The sequence below is a fragment of the Saccharicrinis aurantiacus genome (assembly GCF_947489045.1).
Lineage (GTDB): Bacteria > Bacteroidota > Bacteroidia > Bacteroidales > Marinilabiliaceae > Saccharicrinis > Saccharicrinis aurantiacus.
In genome coordinates this window covers 1-18,815 of the sequence record NZ_CANLCN010000009.1, presented here as the reverse complement: position 1 = coordinate 18,815, position 18,815 = coordinate 1, and the positions used below count along the sequence as shown (strand labels likewise).

Here is an 18,815-nt window from a genome sequence, read left to right as displayed (position 1 = left end):
AAACTATAAATAATTTACAAGAGGCTGTACCTTAAATGGTGCAGCCTCTTTTTAGTTTTACCTCATCGCCTATTCCTATAAAAACCTTCTGTAAGCCGCGTACGGACGGCTTACTATTGGTACGGACGGGTAAAGTATGGTACGGACGACTCCACCTTAGGTTCAAACGACTTCACTTTGGTACGGATAGTCCAACCTTGGGTTCAAATGCCTCAACCCTTAGTACGGACAACTCCACCTTGGGTCCAATTGGGTTCACCATTAGTACGGATGGCCTACAATTGGTACGGATGATTTCAAACTTGGTGGGGACGGCATTAGCATTGAAAATTCCACTTATCAGGATAAGTAAAAAGCAAAAAAGGGTGCTCAACAAGTGAACACCCTTAATGGTAGTTTTTTGATATTAGAATGAACAGCTATACCTTATACCAATACTACATTAAAATGATTGATATTATAGTGTAACTGAAGTAATAGAAACATTTTGTGAATCAGTTCCAACCATGATGTCGAAATCACCTGCTTCAACCACAAACTCGCCTTCGTTATTATAAAAACCTAATTCTTTCGAAGTCAATTCAAATTCCACAAGCTTTGAATCGTTTGGCGCTAACTCAAACTTCTCAAATCCTTTTAATTCTTTAATCGGACGTGCTACGCTCGCAGCTTTATCGTGAATATATAACTGAGCCACTTCTTGTCCGGCCACTTTACCTGTATTTTTAACCGTGATGCTTACTTTAACCACATCGCCATCAACTTTCGCCTTTAGGTTTGAATACTCAAAGCTTGTATAGCTTAATCCAAAACCAAATGGATACAATGGATCGTTTGACTCATCGATATAATGCGACCAAAATACTCCGTTTCCTCCTGTTGGACGACCTGTATTATAGTGGTTATAATAGATAGGGCATTGTGCTACGTTGCGTGGGAAAGTCATTGGTAATTTACCCGATGGATTGTTATCGCCAAATAAAGTTTTCGCAATTGCGTTACCACTTTCTGTACCCAATTGCCAAGTTTCAAGTATTGCTGGTATGTGTGCATCGGCCCATGGTAAAGCCAAAGGACGACCATTCATTAATACCAAAACAATATTCTGATTTACTTTATAAACTTCCTCTAATAATTCTTGCTGAACGCCTGGTAAACCAATGTTGGTACGACTACGTCCTTCTCCACTTTGGTAACCATGCTCACCCAATACCATTACAACCACCTCTGATTTACGAGCTAAAGCAATGGCTTCGGCAAACTCGCTTTTATCGGTATTGTTGATGGTAACCGGAATTTGAAAACCTACATCACCTACGGATACATCAGCACCTTTGGCGTAAGTATATTTTATATTGTGATTTTTTAAACCTTCTAAAACAGAAACTGCAGTATTATCGTCAGAAGCCACACGCCAGCTACCAAGCGGACTGGTTTTATCATCGGCCAAAGCTCCAATTACAGCAATCTTCTTTTGTGATTTATCAAGCGGTAAAACTTGCTTGTCGTTTTTAAGCAACACAACTGATTTAAGTGCCATATCTAAAACAGCAGCCTTATGATCTTCGTGATAAATTAATTCTTGTTCGCGTTGCTCATCGCAATATTTATAAGGATCATCGAATAAGCCTAACTCATATTTTACAGTTAATATTCTGCGTACCGCATCATCAATATCTGCTTCGTTAACTTTTCCTTCTTTCACTAAAGTGGATAGATGTTTTACGTAAGCATACGATTCCATATCCATATCCGATCCTGCATTGGCAGCTAATTCGGCAGCTTCTTTTAAATCAGCCGCAAAACCATGCGCCATCATTTCCATACAACTTCCCCAATCGGAAATTACAAAACCATTAAAGCCCCATTTCCCTTTTAAAAGGTCGCGCTGTAACCACTTGTTTCCTGTGGCAGGTACACCATTTAAAATATTAAACGAGTTCATTACTGTTTTTACATCCGCATCAAGCGCAGCCTGAAATGGAGGAAAAATTACATTGTATAAGGTAGAAGTACCCACATCAACAGTGTTGTAATCTCTACCCGCCTCAGCAAAACCATATCCTGCAAAGTGTTTGGCACAAGCTGCAATGGTGTTATTTGCTGATAAATCATCGCCCTGAAAACCTTGAATACGTGCTACTCCAATTTTAGAGCCTAGGTAAGTATCCTCACCTGCACCTTCCATAACGCGTCCCCAACGGGCATCGCGCGAGATGTCAACCATAGGAGCAAAAGTCCAGTTGATACCCTCAGCGGCAGCTTCAGTGGCAGCTACCTGAGCCGATTTTTTAATGGCCTCTAAATCCCAACTAGCCGATTCGCCCAATGGAATAGGAGCCAATGTTTTATGACCATGAATTACATCTAAACCAAAAATCATAGGAATACCCAAACGCGATTCTTCAACGGCCATTTTTTGCATGGCACGTACTTCTTTAGCGCCACGCACATTAAGCATTGAACCTACCCATCCGTTGCGCAGATGCTCGTATTTATTTTTAGCATCACCATCAGAAGGTGCGGGACCAGTAGCATCGTAAAAACCATTGTACTGATTCATTTGACCCACCTTTTCCTCTAAGGTCATTTTAGAAAGTAGCATCTCTACTTTAGTGTTAATCTCAGCATCTTTGCTGTACCCACGATTATTTGCACTCGATGTACACCCAACTCCTAAAAGAGTGGTTGCAATCAGTCCTACATTTATTAGCGATTTAAAGTTCATATGTATGTTATTTGTTGATGTTCTTGTAAAAGTTTTGTAGCGTGTAAAACGCTTTCTTTTTATTACCAGTTTCAGATATTAACCCCTTGCGGTTCCATCCATCCTGATAAGGAATAAGTACGCGACGCGGCGAGCGGAAATCAGAAATAATCCATGGTGTAATTCCGCTAATTTGAGGAATAGCGTTTAATACCGGTAATGTTTTTTCGTATAAAAGCTCCTGAAATTCTTCGCTCCAAGCCGTAAGGCTATCGCCATGATAACCCTGTAAAGCACCTGCTCCAAATTCTGAAATCACAACAGGCTTATCGATATCAATCTCCCATTTAAGGTTCTTGATATTCTCGATATCGCCCCAATACCAACCGTAATATTGATTGAAGCTTAATATATCTACCACATCGGCAAACTGATCGTCAATAACCATGGTATTGCCTCCAGGTACAGTGCTGTGCACTTCTAAAGCCGCACTAACCAAACGAGTGTCATCTAGCGAACGTGTTTTCTTGGCTAAATTCGATAAGAATTCTAATCGCGGTTCTGATTGTGGCGTTTCATTTGCCATAGACCATATAATAACCGATGCTCTATTTTTATCGCGGTACACCACCTCGGTTAATTGCTGCTCTGCTTTTTTATAAGTTTCGGGGTTTTCCCATTGTATCGTCCAATACACGGGGCTTTCTTCCCAAACTAACATCCCCATTTCATCGGCCAAGCGTACCATATTTTCATTATGCGGATAATGTGCCAAGCGCACAAAGTTACATCCCAACTCTTTGGCCCAGTTTAGATGCGTTACTGCATCCTCCATAGAATAAGTTCTTCCACCACGCATGGCGTTTTCCTCGTGAATACAGATCCCTTTTAAAAAGACTACTTCATCATTTAAAAGAATATCAGAACCACGTGTACTGATCTGGCGAAAGCCAATTTTATCGCTTATGATATCATCGCCTGATGCAAAGCTTACATCGTATAGTTTAGGGTTATCGCAACTCCAAAGGTTTAACTTTTTTGTTGGGATAGAGAATTTCACATGCCCGTTGGCATCGGTAGTAAATTCTTTATTCAGCTTAAGCTCAGGAATATTTACTGTTACTTTTGCATTGGCTTTCGTATCGCCATTAAGCTGGATATATCCATTCAATAATTTATTGTTTTCTTTATCTAACTGAAGAGAATAATCTTCGATGAAAGTTTGTTCCAATTCGTAAACTGTCACATCGCGAGTGATACCGCCATAATTCCACCAATCAGTATTTAAGGTTGGTACTTCATCGGCAGCTCTTTTGTTATCCACACGTACCACAACAAAGTTATCTTCGGCATTCACTAGGTGAGTCATCTCGAAGTTGAATGGTGTAAAACCTCCTTTGTGCATACCTAACTTTTTTCCGTTTACATAAACATCTGCTCTATAGTTAACAGCACCAAAGTGTAGGTAATATCTTTTATTGGCTTCGAAGTTTTCAATATCAAACGACTTTTTGTACCACAAGGTTCCTTCGTAATAAAATAACTTTTCCTTTTGTGAGTTCCAGTCGCCAGGTACCAATAGCGTAGGAGCCATATCAAAATCGTACTCAATAATTTCTCTCTTATTTTGTGGCTTCTCATTTAAAAAGAATGCACCAGAACCGGGGTTTGTAGAACCATCATGGGGTTCCCAACGATAGTTATAGTAACCCGTTTCATATACATCAACAATATAATTCCATTTACCGTTAAGGGTTAAACCCTTGCGCAGGTAATTATTTTGAAGCAATGCATCGGAGGCCAGTAAACTAGTGGCCATCATAAATACCAGAAAGGAGGAAACAATTAATCTCATCTTATTTAATTTAAAGTTTGTGCAATTTGGTTATAGATTAGGGATGTTAGAGTTCGTATACCCTTACGTAATCGACTTCCATAGTTTGTGGGAAAATAGAGTTATCAACGCCATTTACACCTCCCCAACTGCCGCCAACGGCAACATTTAAAATGAAAAAGTGCGGTTTATTGAAGGGCCAATTATTAGAATTTTTCACGGCTGGAGCGTAGGTATGTACCACGTTATCTTGAGTATCTACATAAAAAGTAAGTGATTCTTCAGTCCATATAACTCCGTAGGTATGAAATTCTTCTTCAGCAGTATCTAGGGTGATTTTATTGCCATTACCATTACCCGCGTAACCAGAAGGGGTATGCACTGTAGAATGTACAATGTTAGGCTGATAACCAACGTACTCCATAATATCAATCTCCCCACAAGCAGGCCAAGAAACTTCACTTATATTAGCCCCTAACATCCAAATAGCTGGCCACATACCAGTGCCTTCAGGAAGCTTGGCTCTAATTTCCATTCGGCCATATGTGAACTCCTGTAAACCTTTAGTTACCATACGGGATGAGGTATAAGATCCGGCTGTTTTATTATCATCAACCTTTTTTGCAGTTATTATTAATCTGCCGTTTGAAATATGCGCATTATCGCCATCGGTATAATTTTGCAGTTCTTGGTTTCCCCATCCACCGGCTCCGGTTTCGAATTCCCAATTAGCTAAGTCAACTGATGTTCCATTAAACTCATCAGACCAAATTAGTCCTTCTTCTGGTTCTGGTGAGATGTAATCTTCATCATCCTCGCTAATGGTGATAGTTTCTGTGTAGGTTTTGGTATCTTCATTAGTATTGGTAGGTCCCCATACCTTTATGGTGGCAGAATATTGACCTTTATTTGGGTAAAATGATGTGCCTTGATAGGTTTTGTCAGTTTGTGTTCCAGATTCTTCGCCGTTTCCGTAATCCCATTCAAAGTAAAGGTATTCACCTTCGCTTTTATTGGTGAAGTTAACCTGATTGGGATTTTCTGAATCAATTGCCCAATCGAAATCGGCAGTATAAGAAGGTGATTCATTTTTTTCTGAACATGATGATAATGTACAGAATGTAAAAATTGCCATTAAATTAAGTAAAGTGCCCTTGTACATCTTTCTATTATTTAATTGATTATTAACTCAATAATGGAACCACAAATGAGCATAGTTCCAATAATTATACCGAGAGCTAAAAAGCTCTCGGTGTTATAAAGCATGTTATAATAACATAAAGTCATCTATATAAAATAGGCCTTCATTGCAATGCCCTTCAGCACCTAACTGAATAACAATTTTGTCAAAATCAACTCTATCACTAACATCGCTAAAGTCAAAAGTTAATTCAATCCATTTACCTAATTGATCGTCTGTTAGAACATGACTTCTAACTTCTTGAGTTTGCCATGCATTACCTTCCATTTTAGTATCATGCAATTTCACATCAACCTGAGGCTTTAGGTTATGCTCCGTCAACCAATCCGTTCCTGGATTACATTGCGTTACGTAATCATTAAAATTAGGAACGAAAACTTTCATAGTAAATACATTTCTTTCTGAAAGATCCATTATGAAATCTAATTCAGTTGAAAGATTCGTCCATTCACCAGCGCCTTTTTTGTAAGTAGAAATATTCGCTGATTCGTTTACAGGGACAGGAGCAAAATTTGGAATAATTTCAAAACCTTCAATATCTGCAGTTCCCCATAAAATATTACCATTTCCTTCAAAGTCGTCCATTAAATCCTGCGCTTTAAGCTCTTTCTCTATTGGCTCCGGAACTGGAGTTAACTTATCAACAGGTACAAAACGAGTATACCAATAAAAATTAGCATTACTATCCCAGAATGCAACTTCTAGTAGCTCATCAGTTAATGTAATAATTTCGTATTCTGAAGCACCTGCATAATAGCCTAAAAATCCATTATTTGTGATACTTAATTTGGCACTTGAATAATTAACTACGAAATCTCCACCTTCGTGTGGCATAATAAAATCTCCACCATCTTCTTCTTGATGACCATCTGTAGGACCTAGATCAGCAGCCCAACCACCATTAGCATAAACATCGCCATTAGTTTCTTGAGTTACTGTTAAACCTGCTTCAGTAACTTGAAAAGTAAAACGGTCGTCATATAAACCTTTTCCTTCTCTTGCACCAGCATTATCAGCATGCCATTCTGTAGGATTTTCCAATGTTGGACCCAAGCCAAAAGCTCCTTTGTAATATCCATCTACTGCCCAAACTTGTTGGCCACCTCCTGTTAATTCATCATACGGGTACCCCGATAAAAATGCTGGATTATCTTGATCCGTTGAGATCATATCTTCAACAATGACTGTTCCCCCTTGAGAAATCACTGTAAGTTTAACATTGTACTCTCCTGCAAATGTATACCTAGCTACTGCACTGTCTCCTTCTGCTGTAGCACCATTTCCTAAATCCCACAGTGAAGTAGTACCTGGAGTATTATTGAATAGAATATATTCATTTACAACATCGGTTTCTGCATAGCCCCAATCAACATCTTCGGGAACTAAATTAGCTGGAGCACTATACTCTTCAGGCGAGCAAGCTACAACCAAAGCTAATAATAGGATATAATAAAATATATTTTTCATTTTTCTTCAAATTTTAAGATTAAACCAGACTATTTATAACCTTCGTTTTGCTCAAGTGCATAGTTAGATAAAGCTATCTCGTTAAGCGGAATAGGCCAGAAGCCTCTTGCTGCAGAATTAACACCAGAATCGTAAATTCCTCCTAAGTTGGTTTTATTAACAGCTGATGTTAATACATCCATACCTTGACGTAATAAATCCCAATATCTGATTCCTTCATAAGCAAATTCCAATTTTCGTTCTTCCATAATCTCTGCTAAAGTAATTGACCCTACAGGAGAATAAGCACTACCAAAAGCACGTCCGCGCACTTGATTGTAATAACCTGCTGCTTTTCCGTTGGCACCCACTTTTACTTCTAGCTCTGCTGCCATAAGTAATATATCCGCATATCGGATGCTTACGTAGTTTTGTGGAAAATTCAATTCGGGCTGTCCAACTTCTGGTACTTGCGTTTTTAAACCAGCATACTTTTTATTGAAAAACCCAGTGTGCTGGTCACCAATAGTATAATTACCCTCTCCTATTTCAGCATCGCAATCAATTAATGTTAAATCACGGCGCATATCATTAGGATCATAAGCATCATAAAGTTGTTGGGCTCCCGGAGTGAAACTCCATGAAGAAAAATATTCAGAATCATCTGGCACACCACGTGGTCCTACAAAAACAACCATTTTGTTACCAATATCATAAGGAGCTCCCCACCATTGCCATCCCTGACCTTGGTTAGAGTGTTGTATTTCAAAAATACCTTCTATCGAGTTTTGATCCCATGTTCCATCCACATCAGCATGTCCCCATAGATTTGCAAAACTAGGAACTAAGTCGGCACCACTCTTAGTAATAACCTCAGTTAAATAAGCTAAAGCTTGTTCTCCAGATACATCACCAGGCATTGTTGATGTACCATCATTGTTGCCATATACACCATCATAGAAAAGATACATTCTAGCCATCATCGCTCTTGCAGCCCACTCTGTTACTCTTCCTTTTTCGTCATTACTATAGCTAACATCCGCTAGGTTTGTGATAGCTACTTTAAGGTCTGCAGCAATTTGAGCATATACATCAGAAACCTCAGCTTGCTCTTGCGAATATTCATTTGGTTGCAGTAGAGTAAGTATCAATGGAATATTCTCGTAAAGGCGAACTAAATTTGAATAATAGTAAGCTCTTAAGAAAGATACTTCTCCGGTATAAATTTTCTTGTTTTCATCAGTAATATCTGAGGCCTCTACTTTTTCAAGGAAAATATTGGTTCTGTAAATACCAGCATAATGATTATCCCAAATATCGCCCCACATAGATTCTGAAGCAGTAGTAAGTCCTCTGTCTACACGCTTGGCATCAATACCATCGGTAGCACTACCGCCACCACCATAAGCATCATCAGAAGCAATATCGCAAACGAAATTTACACTGCTGGTTCCCCAGTTTCGTTGTAATGGTTCGTAGGCAGCAACAAGTGCCATATACATATCCTCCTCTGTACGGTAAAAGTTTTCTTCTGTTGATTCCGTAACAGGGCTTTTATCCAAGTAGTCTGAGCAGCTCATAAAGCCAACAGCTACAAAAAGTATATAAATTATTTTCTTCATCTTTTTATTCTTTTAATATTAATCAACCTTAGAAAGTAATATTAGCACCTACAGACATTACACGAGCTTGTGGATAAACCCCTTGATCAACACCTGTATAGAAAACATTATCGCTATTACCAATTTCAGGCTCAAATCCGCCGTACTTAGTAAAAGTTAATAAGTTATCACCCGAGACATATACTCTTACTCTTTCGATTTTGATTTTCTCAAGAACTGACTTTGGTAGAGTATATCCGATTTGTAGATTCTTTAGACGTAAATAATCTGCATCATGAACCATGTAATCAGAGAAATTACTTCTATTTCCATTGTTATCACTCCAGGCAACACGAGGCTCTGAGTTTGATGACCCTTCACCTGTCCATCTTTCGAGTACAGAAGTTTGATAATTCGCATTTGGTAAATCGTAACGACGTGTTGCATCAATAATTTGATTTCCTACAACTCCATACCAAAACATACTAAAATCAAATCCTTTATAACCTAAGTTAATATTAATACCTGCTGTAAAGTCAGGATGAGGACTACCTAAATTAACGCGATCAGAATCATCAAGAATTCCATCTCCATTTTGGTCCACATAAATTAAGTCACCAGGAACTGCATTTGGCTGAATTGGTGTACCATCAACATTATGAGCATCAATTTGAGCTTGATTTTGGAATACACCATCTGTTTTCCATCCCCAAAAATATCCAATAGGTTCACCTACTTTAGCAATAGTTAAGTTTTTCATTCCCGAAGGCCCTACATTTACGTCGCCATAAATAATTCCTTCATCATTATTAATACTTAACATTTCGTTCTTATTGTGCGAGAAATTTACACTAGCTCCATAAGTAAAATCGTTTACTCTGTTTTGATAACTAAGCAATAACTCAACCCCTCTGTTCTGAACAGTACCACCATTAACAACCGGAGCTCCATTTCCAATATATCCAGGTATTGGTGCTGCAATTAATAAATCTTTAGTGCGCTTGTCGTAATAATCAAACGTTAATGAGAGGTTAGATCCAAGACGCATGTCTAAACCTATATCAGTTTGTTCCGAGGTCTCCCATTTTAGATCTGGGTTAGCCACACTAGAAGGAGCCGAACCATTAATCAACACACCAGAATTAAAATTGTAATTGTTATTGTTTGTGATAGAAGATAAGTAGCTAAAGTTACCAATGTTCTCATTACCATTCTGTCCCCAACTAGCTCTTAATTTAAGAAAACTTACTGGTCCCATTTTATCTTTCAACCACGATTCTTCTGAGATAATCCAACCCGCAGAAACGGATGGGAATGTAGCGAATCGGTTATTTGATCCAAAACGTGATGATCCATCTTGACGAACTGTTAAAGAAGCCATATATCTATCTCCATACGCATAGTTAACACGTCCGAAGAATGAAGCTAATGAGTTCTCAGCATAACCACCGCCCGAATTTCTACTTTCCGGAGTTGATTCTGCATTATCGATGTACGCATAATCAGGACCTGATATTAATAAATTACTACCTGAACCAGTTAAATTTTCATAGTAACTAGTCATCAATGTAGTACCAACTAGAGCGTCAACGCTATGATTTCCAAATTGCCTGTTGTAATTAATGGTTGTTTCCCAGTTATAAGTAAACCAGTTATTCATATCCTTACTTACGCGAGTATTTTCATTTTTAGTGATATCGCTAAGCTCATAAATAGGTTGATAGTTATCGTGCCATTGGTAAGCCATATCTATACCCATAGAAGAACGTATCTTAAAGTCTGGTAGAAACTTGTAATCTGCATACACATTACCCACTACCTTGTCAGTTCTATATGAATCATATAAGTATGACATAGCAGCAACTGGGTTTACAATTTCTTGCATATTGCTAGGTGGTTTCATGTATGTACCATCCTCGTTATAAACCTGCGTAAGCGGATCAATATTTATAGCACGAGCCAAAGGTGAGTTGTATACGTTATTGGGATCAATCCCCTGCGACTCTGAATGAGAGAAAAGGAATGAAGAACCTACTTTAAGCTTATCATCATACGAAGTGTAGTCTGCATTAGCTCTAAAGTTAATTCTATCGTAACTCGATTTGTTTTCTGATACGATACCTTCCTGTGCAAAATAGGATAATGCTGTAGAATAAACGATACTTTGTGTACCTCCACTCATACTTACCGTATGACTTTGGATTGGAGCGTTTGTTCTAAATATTTCCTTTTGCCAATCGGTTCCGTTACCTATACCTACCAGTTGATCATCACTGATCCAATCTGGCGAAGAACTATCATAACCTGAGTTTAATAGAGACTCGTTGATTATCATTTGATATTCTGGTGCATTTAATACATCCATTTGGCGCCATGCGTTCTGAACACCGTAATAACCATCGTACGAAAGCTTAGCTGTTCCTTCAGAACCTTTTTTTGTAGTTATAATTACAACACCATTAGCTCCCCTTGCACCATAAATTGCTGATGCCGAAGCATCTTTAAGTACTTCCATGCTACCTATATCTGTTGAAGCCAAGTAAGAGATATCTCCAACTGGGTTTCCATCAACAATATATAAGGGTTGTGAATTACCTGTGGTTCCAACACCACGAATGTTAACTGATAAAGCAGACCCTGGCTGTCCTGAACTCATTGCTACCTGAACACCAGCAACTTGCCCTTGAATAGCTTGCTCTGCCCTTTGAATTGGCATCTTTTGAATATCTTCAGCTTTAAGAGAAGAAATAGCACCTGTTACGGCACTCTTTTTCTGTACACCATAACCAACAACCACAACCTCATCTATATCTGTTACATCAGCACCTAATGTTACATTTATTGTAGATGAGTTGACGATTATTTCTTGTGTTTGCATTCCGATGAAAGAAACCTGAAGCGTTTCACCTGTTACGGCTTGAATTGAATATTTACCATCAATGTTGGTAATAGTACCATTAGTTGTACCTTTGATAAGTACACTTACACCTGGTATGGGAAGTCCATCTGATTCACCAGTAACTGTTCCTGTTACTGTTAAATTTTGTGCTTGACTTGTTATAGCCAATAAAAAGAGAAAAATCCCTAAGACATGTTTCATAATAATTGGATTTTAAGTGACAATTGATTTTATGCAAATATTGCTCTCAATTGTTAATAAATGGTAATTTACCAAGTCACTTAAATCTCATTATACTACATATTACTTCTCACTTTTTTCTCATTTAAAAATTATTAAATACCTAATATCAAGCTATTTAATATTCGTCAATGTATTAATGTCTAATATTCACTCACCTCACAATTACAAATTTGCATTCGTTAACAAAAATAGGATTAGTTGTAATATTATCCGAAATGAATTATTTCAACTTATCCTAAATTAAGGAACTAAATTACATATCTGTAATATACTTATTAAGGTTTGTACCCTGCTCAATATTTAATTTCTGACGCAATTTGTATCTATTGTTATCAACTGTTGGAGCAGAAATATTCATAAGCGATGCGATATCTTTTGAACTCATCCCCATCCTAATATAGGCACACAGCTTTTTCTCTTTAGAATTAAGGTCCGGATGGCGTTCTAATAAACGCTTCAGAAAGTCTTCGTGAATATGCTCAAGGTGCACTTCAAATATTTCCCAGTAACTTTCGCTATCAATATCCTTATCAATGTTTTTAATCAACTTATTTACCTTTTGTTGCAATTGGCTTACATCTGTTACTTTCTTAATTTGTTTCAAGCTCTCCTTTATAGATACTAAAAAATCATTTTTATGAATAATGTTCATTGTTGAGTTGGCTAACTCTTTTTCCTTATGCAGTACATCGGTTCGTAATTTATCATTACGCATTTTAATTAGTTCCTTTTCGTTGCGCAAAGCTTCATTCTTTAAATTCTCTTCTCTTCGTTTAAAGCGCTCTTGTTGTTTCAGTTTTTCGCGGGCTCTACTTACTTCTACCCTTTTGTTAAAAATAAATCCGAGCAGAGATGCCGTTAATAATATCAATATAAGGTAAATGATTTTGGCTGTGTTGCTTCTATGCCAAGGCGGTTTAATAACAAACTTATAACTAAGGGTTTCTGATACCGTGCCGTAACTATTTTTTGCTTTAACATCAAATTGATATTTCCCTTCGTGCAACTGCGTAAATATACGTGTTGTATTGCGGGTCCATTCCGTTTTGTGAGCATCAACGCCGTGCAATTTTGATTGATACAAAACCTCCTGATCATCGAAATACGGGCTCGCATAAGCGATTTCAATAGTATTATCAGCAAAATCAATTTGAGGTATAGCTTGCTGTGATTGCCCTTTCTTTTGGTTTAGTGCAACCATCATGGTATCATTTTCACTTTTAAAATAGCGCATGTGCACGTATAGTGGTAACCTAAAGTTGTTGTTATCCTGAGTTGAGTAATGGGCAAAGCCATCTTCAATTCCAAAAACTGCATTTGCCTGATCGGCAACAAATACGTTTTCAAAGCTTGAAACTAATTTCTGTTTAAGGTTTGTAAAAGGGTTTTCTATCCTTATATAATTGCCATCTTCTAAAAGTCTTAATACACCCGTATGATTTTCGAAGAAGTACCAAATATTACCATATTTATCTTGTTGATAACTTAAAGGAAATTCTTTTGAAGCGAAGTATTTATTTAATTGTGTATAATCAGCAATTTTCCCGTATTGATTGATATAAAACACCTTATCAGAACATGATAAGATGGTTTCCCCAGCCACAGAAGAAACGACTACGCTGCTATTCTCAGAAAAATAATCTGTACTAAATAACTCAACCTTGTCAATCTCATCTAGAGCACTATTGAAACTTATTTTATATACTCCAATTGAACCATGTGATACCCATAAATTACTTAAGGCATCCCATTCGATAAATCGTGATGAAACATCAAAATCATTTAGTTTCTTATGAAAAACCCAATTAGTACCATTCCATCTCAATAGAATTAACCCGCTATATGTACCACACATTAATAGATTGGGATTATTAGGGACGGGTTTAAAATTCCAAACCCCTCTGATGGATGAAGGGGTAATTAGTTTAGATCGATTCCCATCTATTTCGAAAACACCTAAGTTATGGCCACAAAGCGGATTTGTGCCATTATTATATATTGACCACACCTGGCCATCGGTACCCTCAATCTTTTTAAAATCAGAATGTGTTTTTTCCGGATTAACCAGGCTCTTATTGTTAATGGTAAATAAGCCTTGGTTGGTACCAAAATACCAATCATCACCAATTTTGCTAGAAGTATATCCTGTACCTAAATCAAAATACGAACTAATAAAAGTGACAGGTGCATTTAAAGCTATTCGGGCAATACCATTATCAAGTCCGCACCAAATATTTCCTTCAATATCAACAAAAACGCCCAGAACAGTATTATTCTTAAGCCCCTTATCCTTATCAATATGCATTACTAGCTTACCTTTTTTATCGGTAATTATAATTCCACTCTGTATGGTTCCAAAAACTAAAAGCTCATTGGAATGAACCGTACCACAAAATACATTGGCTTTATCTAACATCTTGTTTGTAGGACTGTCCCATGGTTTTATTGTAGTCATATCCCAAACAAAAAGTCCTTCTTTCATGGTACCTATAAGCACTTCACTATTGGAGAGCGACATCATGGAACCTATTACTTGCCCCTTAAACCTATGCCCACCTGGTATGGGATATAATTCAAAACCACGTAGCTCCATGAGACCTTCTTCCTCATCTTGAACAAGTATGGTATTGTTCACCTTAAAACAGGATATTAATATACTTGGGGCCGCAATAGTTTTAAGCAACTTATCATCTTTAATAATAGCGAGCCCCTGTTGTGAATGAAATATTATCTGATCGTTAATCTCAAGTATAGTCCAATAATCGCCTAATGTATTTAAGTTCCCTAAGTTACTGTATGAATGATATACTAAGCTCTCGTTCTCATTATATGAGTAGTAACCCAACTCGCTAATAGCCCCAACGTAAATTCGATTTTGAGTTGCATAAGTACTTCTAACAATAGTGTTACCAGTATTTATGTATCTTCGCCAAGTCTCCCCATCAAATTCAAGTAAACCATCGTTATTAGCAGCATATATATAATTATATTCTGATTGGGTAATCTTCCAGTTTTGAGTAGCTCCATTATACTGACGCCTATTAAAAACTTCCACCTCAGCCAAGCCTATCTTTTTAATTTGTGCATATGATGCCACACCTATATGCATTACTATTAGTACTATGATATATTTAAAGAGATTACAATTCATACCCGTGCCAACTATTAGTGTTTGTAGTGTGAATATACAAAGTCGATTGATTCAAACAATTCTTTAAGGGCTGATTTAACATTTTTCGGTAACGTTAGTTGTTGACAAGCCGTTATAGGCTATATTTGCATCAAAATTATTTTATGCCCATTAAAAATATTCAACACAAAGCCATACCCTTGTTAACTGTAATGTTAGCAGCCTTAGCAACCCTTTCACCCTTAGCCATTGACACCTATTTGGCAGCTATGCCAATAATGTCGGATGTTTTTGGGGTACACATTAGCGTTGTTGAACTTACCATAACTTTATATTTTCTAGGGTTCGCCCTCGGTAATTTTTTCGGAGGCCCTTTATCCGATTCATTTGGCCGACGCAGAATTGCACTGTTCGGTATTGCCTTATATGGATTATCCGCACTAGGCATATCCTTTTGTAAAGAAATAGAATATATACTTGTACTTCGCGTATTCCAAGCCTTTGGAGGAGGATTTGCCACAGTTACAGCCAACGTTTTTATTAGAGACTGGTACGAAGGGAAACAGGTAGCTAAGATGGTAACCATTGTTAGTTTAATGATGATGCTTGCTCCGTTATTTGCTCCGGTTATCGGGTCTTTATTAATCGACTTTAAAGGGTGGCAAGCCGTATTTCACTTCCTATTTATATTCGCGGTAGTGTTATTTTCTGCCTTCTTTATTATTGTACCCGAATCGAGAAGTAAAGAATTGATTACAAAAAAAGTTACTCGAAACCAGATATTAGATAAATACCGAGAGTTTTTCTCTGATAGACTATCGGTTATTCTGCTATTTGCCATAAGTTTTTCAATGTCGGGCTTATACATTTTCCTTACCAGTTCATCTTTTATCTACATTGAATATTTCGGTATCGACAGAAGTCTATTTCCATACTTATTTGGAGCCAATATTTTACTCAATATTTTATTATCATTCTTAAATACTTTTCTACTGAAGCGTTATCGCCCACGCTATATTTTACGAGCAGGTTTATTGCTTGAGCTTATTGCAGGAATCATTATTCTAGTATCCGTATCGCAAGCAGAACCAGAACTTTGGTGGGTATTTTCAGGCATTGTATTATTCATAGGTAGTTTGGGTTTGGTATTCGGAAATGGGACAGCAGTTATATTAAACATCAACCCCAAAGTAAGTAGCTCTGCCAATGCAACCATCGGCATTAGCCGTTTTTTACTGAGCTTTATAATAGGTAGTGTAATCTCCTTATTTAAGGCCGAAAATCTGATTCCTATCGGGAGCGCAATGTTTGCTTGTGCCTTAATTGCAAACATTCTGTATGCTAAAGCACTCCGCGAAGCCAATAAATAAATGAAGTTTAATACTTATTGTACTTTTTTGAAGCTGTAGTATTGCAAAAAATTCCTTATTTTTTGCCTTTCAATTCATATAGGGTTTAATACCCTGCATATGAGTTATAATTGTTTGCACATGAAGTTATCAACAAAGATATTATTAGGGTTATTATTAGGTATTGGAGTAGGTCTGTTTTTTGGAGAACTCTGTGAACCTTTACATTACATTGGCGATGGTTTTATTGGCCTAATGCAGATGACGGTTTTACCTTATATTATGGTAGGCATCATTGCTAACTTAGGTCGAATGTCGTTAGTTGACGGTAAAGACATGCTACTAAAAGGCGTTATTGTTTTGGCTTCAATTCTTGGCATTGGGGTGGTAACCTTACTATTCTTGCCGCTTATATTACCCGAGTGGACTTCAGGCTCTTTTTTCAACCCTGCGGTAATTGCCATTGAAGAACCCTTGAACTTTATTGATCTGTACATTCCATCTAACCCCTTTAGTTCGATGGCCAATAATGTGGTGCCTGCGGTTGTTCTGTTTAGTATATTTTTAGGTATAGGCCTTACCGGCATTAAGAATAAGGAAAAGTTATTAGACAATCTTGATATATTGGGTGATGCCCTTAACGAGATTAATAAAATGGTGGTAAGAATTACTCCTATTGGAGTATTTGCCATTGGAGCATACAACGCCGGCACAATGACTGTTGAAGAAATGCAGCGTTTGCACTCCTACATTATTATGTATAGCCTTGCAGTAATACTGCTAGGAGGTTACTGGCTACCAATGCTTATTAATGTAACCACCGGCATTAAACCCTCGCGCTTGTTTGCTGTAACAAAAACCACCATGCTTACCATTTTTGCAACAAGTAAAATAATAATAGTACTTCCGCAGTTAATTGATGATATTAAACAATTGATTAAAGAGAGTAAGCATGGCTTAACAGAGGACGAGGAATCTAAAATTGAGTTATTAGTACCCCTGTCCTATCCTTTCCCAAACATTGGAACCTTTGTGGTTTTTGTATTTGTTCCGTTTGTGGCCTGGTACATGGGAAGTTCATTCGGATTATTTGAAAACATTGCCTTTGTATTTGCTACTACCCTTAGTAGTTTTGTGGCTCCGGTTACCGGTATTCCTTTTTTACTCGACCTATTTAAATTACCGCAGGATATGTTTCAATTATTTGTGATATCCAGTGTTTATACCGATAGAATACGTGTGGTGTTAGGTACCATTCATTTAATAGCCCTAACCATAATAACTGTAAAATGGACCATTGGCAAAGCCGGAATAGACTTTGGCAAATTGATTAAAGGAGTAATCATTGGCTCTGTATTAACTGTAGGGTTATTTATTGGCGCTCGTTATTACTTAAAGGAAACCTTGTTAGAATCCAATCAGTACGAAGAATTCGTTCAAATGGAATTCAGAACTCCCCACCAAAAGGCCAAGGTTATTACCGATGGCAACTACGCCAATGATAGCATTATTAAGTTTAGACGAAATAACTTACGCGATATTAGAGAAAGAGGTGTACTACGCGTAGGATACATATCGGATCATTTGCCCTATGCATATCGAAACAACGAAGGGGAGTTGGTTGGTTTTGATGTGGAAATGGCGCATTTATTGGCTGAAGAATTAGGGGTTAAACCCGAGTTTTATAGAGTTAGCTATGAAAACATGCCCTTGCATTTGGCTAAAGGAAACATCAATATTATTATGTCGGGCGTTTCAAAAACCATTGATATGCTTGAGACGAACGACTTTAGCATAACTTACCTCAACCAAACCTTAGCATTTATAGTACCCGATTACAACAGAAAGTTATTTGGCAACAGTGAATCTTTAAACAAGAAAGACTCATTAAAAATAGTGAGCGCCAATCCATATTTAACAGCAAAACTTAGTACGGCAATGCCTAATGGCGAGGTACTCAACGTTGCCAGTCCACGTCAGTTTTTTAAAGGCAACCACCCCGATGCGGATGCCCTATTATTTTCAGCTGAAGCTGGAGCTGCATGGACTTTAATTTATCCGTATTATCAGGTAGTGGTGCCTCAGCCCAATATTGTAACAATTCCCAACGCATATCCCATACCTCAAAACGATTCAAGCTGGAAAGAATATGTGGATACATGGATTGAGCTAAAATCGAAAGATGGTACCATTGATAAACTTTTCAAACATTGGGTTGAAGGTCAGGGTGCCGAAATTAAAGAAAAACGTTGGTGCATTGCGCACGATGTATTGGGTTGGTTATAGTTGCGAGTGAGTTTACATCTCAGCTTGAGATTTCTTCGTGCATACCAATGACAGAAAATTATATTTACCTGTTTAATAGTGCTTTATGAAATTATCATTAACATCTATTAACAAGTGGC

General features: G+C 37.5%; 9 protein-coding genes. 2 read left to right on the top strand and 7 right to left on the bottom strand.

Features of this window, described 5'->3' with window-relative positions:
* Positions 1 to 457: 457 nt before the first annotated feature.
* From bglX to QMO11_RS11710, 7 genes are all read right to left on the bottom strand, one after another.
* Positions 458 to 2,728: a beta-glucosidase BglX gene (gene bglX / locus QMO11_RS11740; RefSeq protein WP_282037468.1), complete on the bottom strand. Its 2,271-nt coding sequence runs from the start codon at positions 2,726 to 2,728 to the stop codon at positions 458 to 460.
* A gap of 7 nt (positions 2,729 to 2,735) precedes the next feature.
* On the bottom strand, positions 2,736 to 4,562 hold the full coding sequence (locus QMO11_RS11735; RefSeq protein WP_282037467.1) for a glycoside hydrolase family 2 protein: 1,827 nt from the start codon (positions 4,560 to 4,562) through the stop codon (positions 2,736 to 2,738).
* A 46-nt stretch (positions 4,563 to 4,608) separates the two neighbouring features.
* A complete protein-coding gene (locus tag QMO11_RS11730) occupies positions 4,609 to 5,676 on the bottom strand; it encodes a glycoside hydrolase family 16 protein (protein WP_282037466.1) in 1,068 nt (355 codons plus the stop codon).
* Positions 5,677 to 5,808: 132 nt separating this feature from the next.
* Entirely contained in the window at positions 5,809 to 7,209 is a 1,401-nt protein-coding gene (locus QMO11_RS11725) for a PKD domain-containing protein (protein WP_282037465.1), read from the bottom strand.
* Between the two features lie 29 nt (positions 7,210 to 7,238).
* On the bottom strand, positions 7,239 to 8,810 hold the full coding sequence (locus QMO11_RS11720) for a RagB/SusD family nutrient uptake outer membrane protein (RefSeq protein WP_282037464.1): 1,572 nt from the start codon (positions 8,808 to 8,810) through the stop codon (positions 7,239 to 7,241).
* A 28-nt stretch (positions 8,811 to 8,838) separates the two neighbouring features.
* A complete protein-coding gene (locus QMO11_RS11715) occupies positions 8,839 to 11,889 on the bottom strand; it encodes a SusC/RagA family TonB-linked outer membrane protein (RefSeq protein ID WP_282037463.1) in 3,051 nt (1,016 codons plus the stop codon).
* A gap of 295 nt (positions 11,890 to 12,184) precedes the next feature.
* A complete protein-coding gene (locus QMO11_RS11710) occupies positions 12,185 to 15,082 on the bottom strand; it encodes a helix-turn-helix and ligand-binding sensor domain-containing protein (RefSeq protein WP_282037462.1) in 2,898 nt (965 codons plus the stop codon).
* Between the two features lie 143 nt (positions 15,083 to 15,225).
* Between QMO11_RS11710 and QMO11_RS11705 the strand changes: the two genes are divergently transcribed.
* Positions 15,226 to 16,431, top strand: coding sequence for a multidrug effflux MFS transporter (locus tag QMO11_RS11705; RefSeq protein WP_075602661.1), 1,206 nt, complete (start codon positions 15,226 to 15,228; stop codon positions 16,429 to 16,431).
* A 120-nt stretch (positions 16,432 to 16,551) separates the two neighbouring features.
* Positions 16,552 to 18,696, top strand: coding sequence for a cation:dicarboxylate symporter family transporter (locus tag QMO11_RS11700; protein WP_075602660.1), 2,145 nt, complete (start codon positions 16,552 to 16,554; stop codon positions 18,694 to 18,696).
* Positions 18,697 to 18,815: the final 119 nt, after the last annotated feature.

Bases quoted from the DNA above. Each gene is read 5' to 3' on its own strand.
- bglX (WP_282037468.1), bottom strand. From the start codon at position 2,728: ATGAACTTTAAATCGCTAATAAATGTAGGACTGATTGCAACCACTCTT.
- QMO11_RS11735 (WP_282037467.1), bottom strand. From the start codon at position 4,562: ATGAGATTAATTGTTTCCTCCTTTCTGGTATTTATGATGGCCACTAGT.
- QMO11_RS11730 (WP_282037466.1), bottom strand. From the start codon at position 5,676: ATGGCAATTTTTACATTCTGTACATTATCATCATGTTCAGAAAAAAAT.
- QMO11_RS11725 (WP_282037465.1), bottom strand. From the start codon at position 7,209: ATGAAAAATATATTTTATTATATCCTATTATTAGCTTTGGTTGTAGCT.
- QMO11_RS11720 (WP_282037464.1), bottom strand. From the start codon at position 8,810: ATGAAGAAAATAATTTATATACTTTTTGTAGCTGTTGGCTTTATGAGC.
- QMO11_RS11715 (WP_282037463.1), bottom strand. From the start codon at position 11,889: ATGAAACATGTCTTAGGGATTTTTCTCTTTTTATTGGCTATAACAAGT.
- QMO11_RS11710 (WP_282037462.1), bottom strand. From the start codon at position 15,082: ATGAATTGTAATCTCTTTAAATATATCATAGTACTAATAGTAATGCAT.
- QMO11_RS11705 (WP_075602661.1), top strand. From the start codon at position 15,226: ATGCCCATTAAAAATATTCAACACAAAGCCATACCCTTGTTAACTGTA.
- QMO11_RS11700 (WP_075602660.1), top strand. From the start codon at position 16,552: ATGAAGTTATCAACAAAGATATTATTAGGGTTATTATTAGGTATTGGA.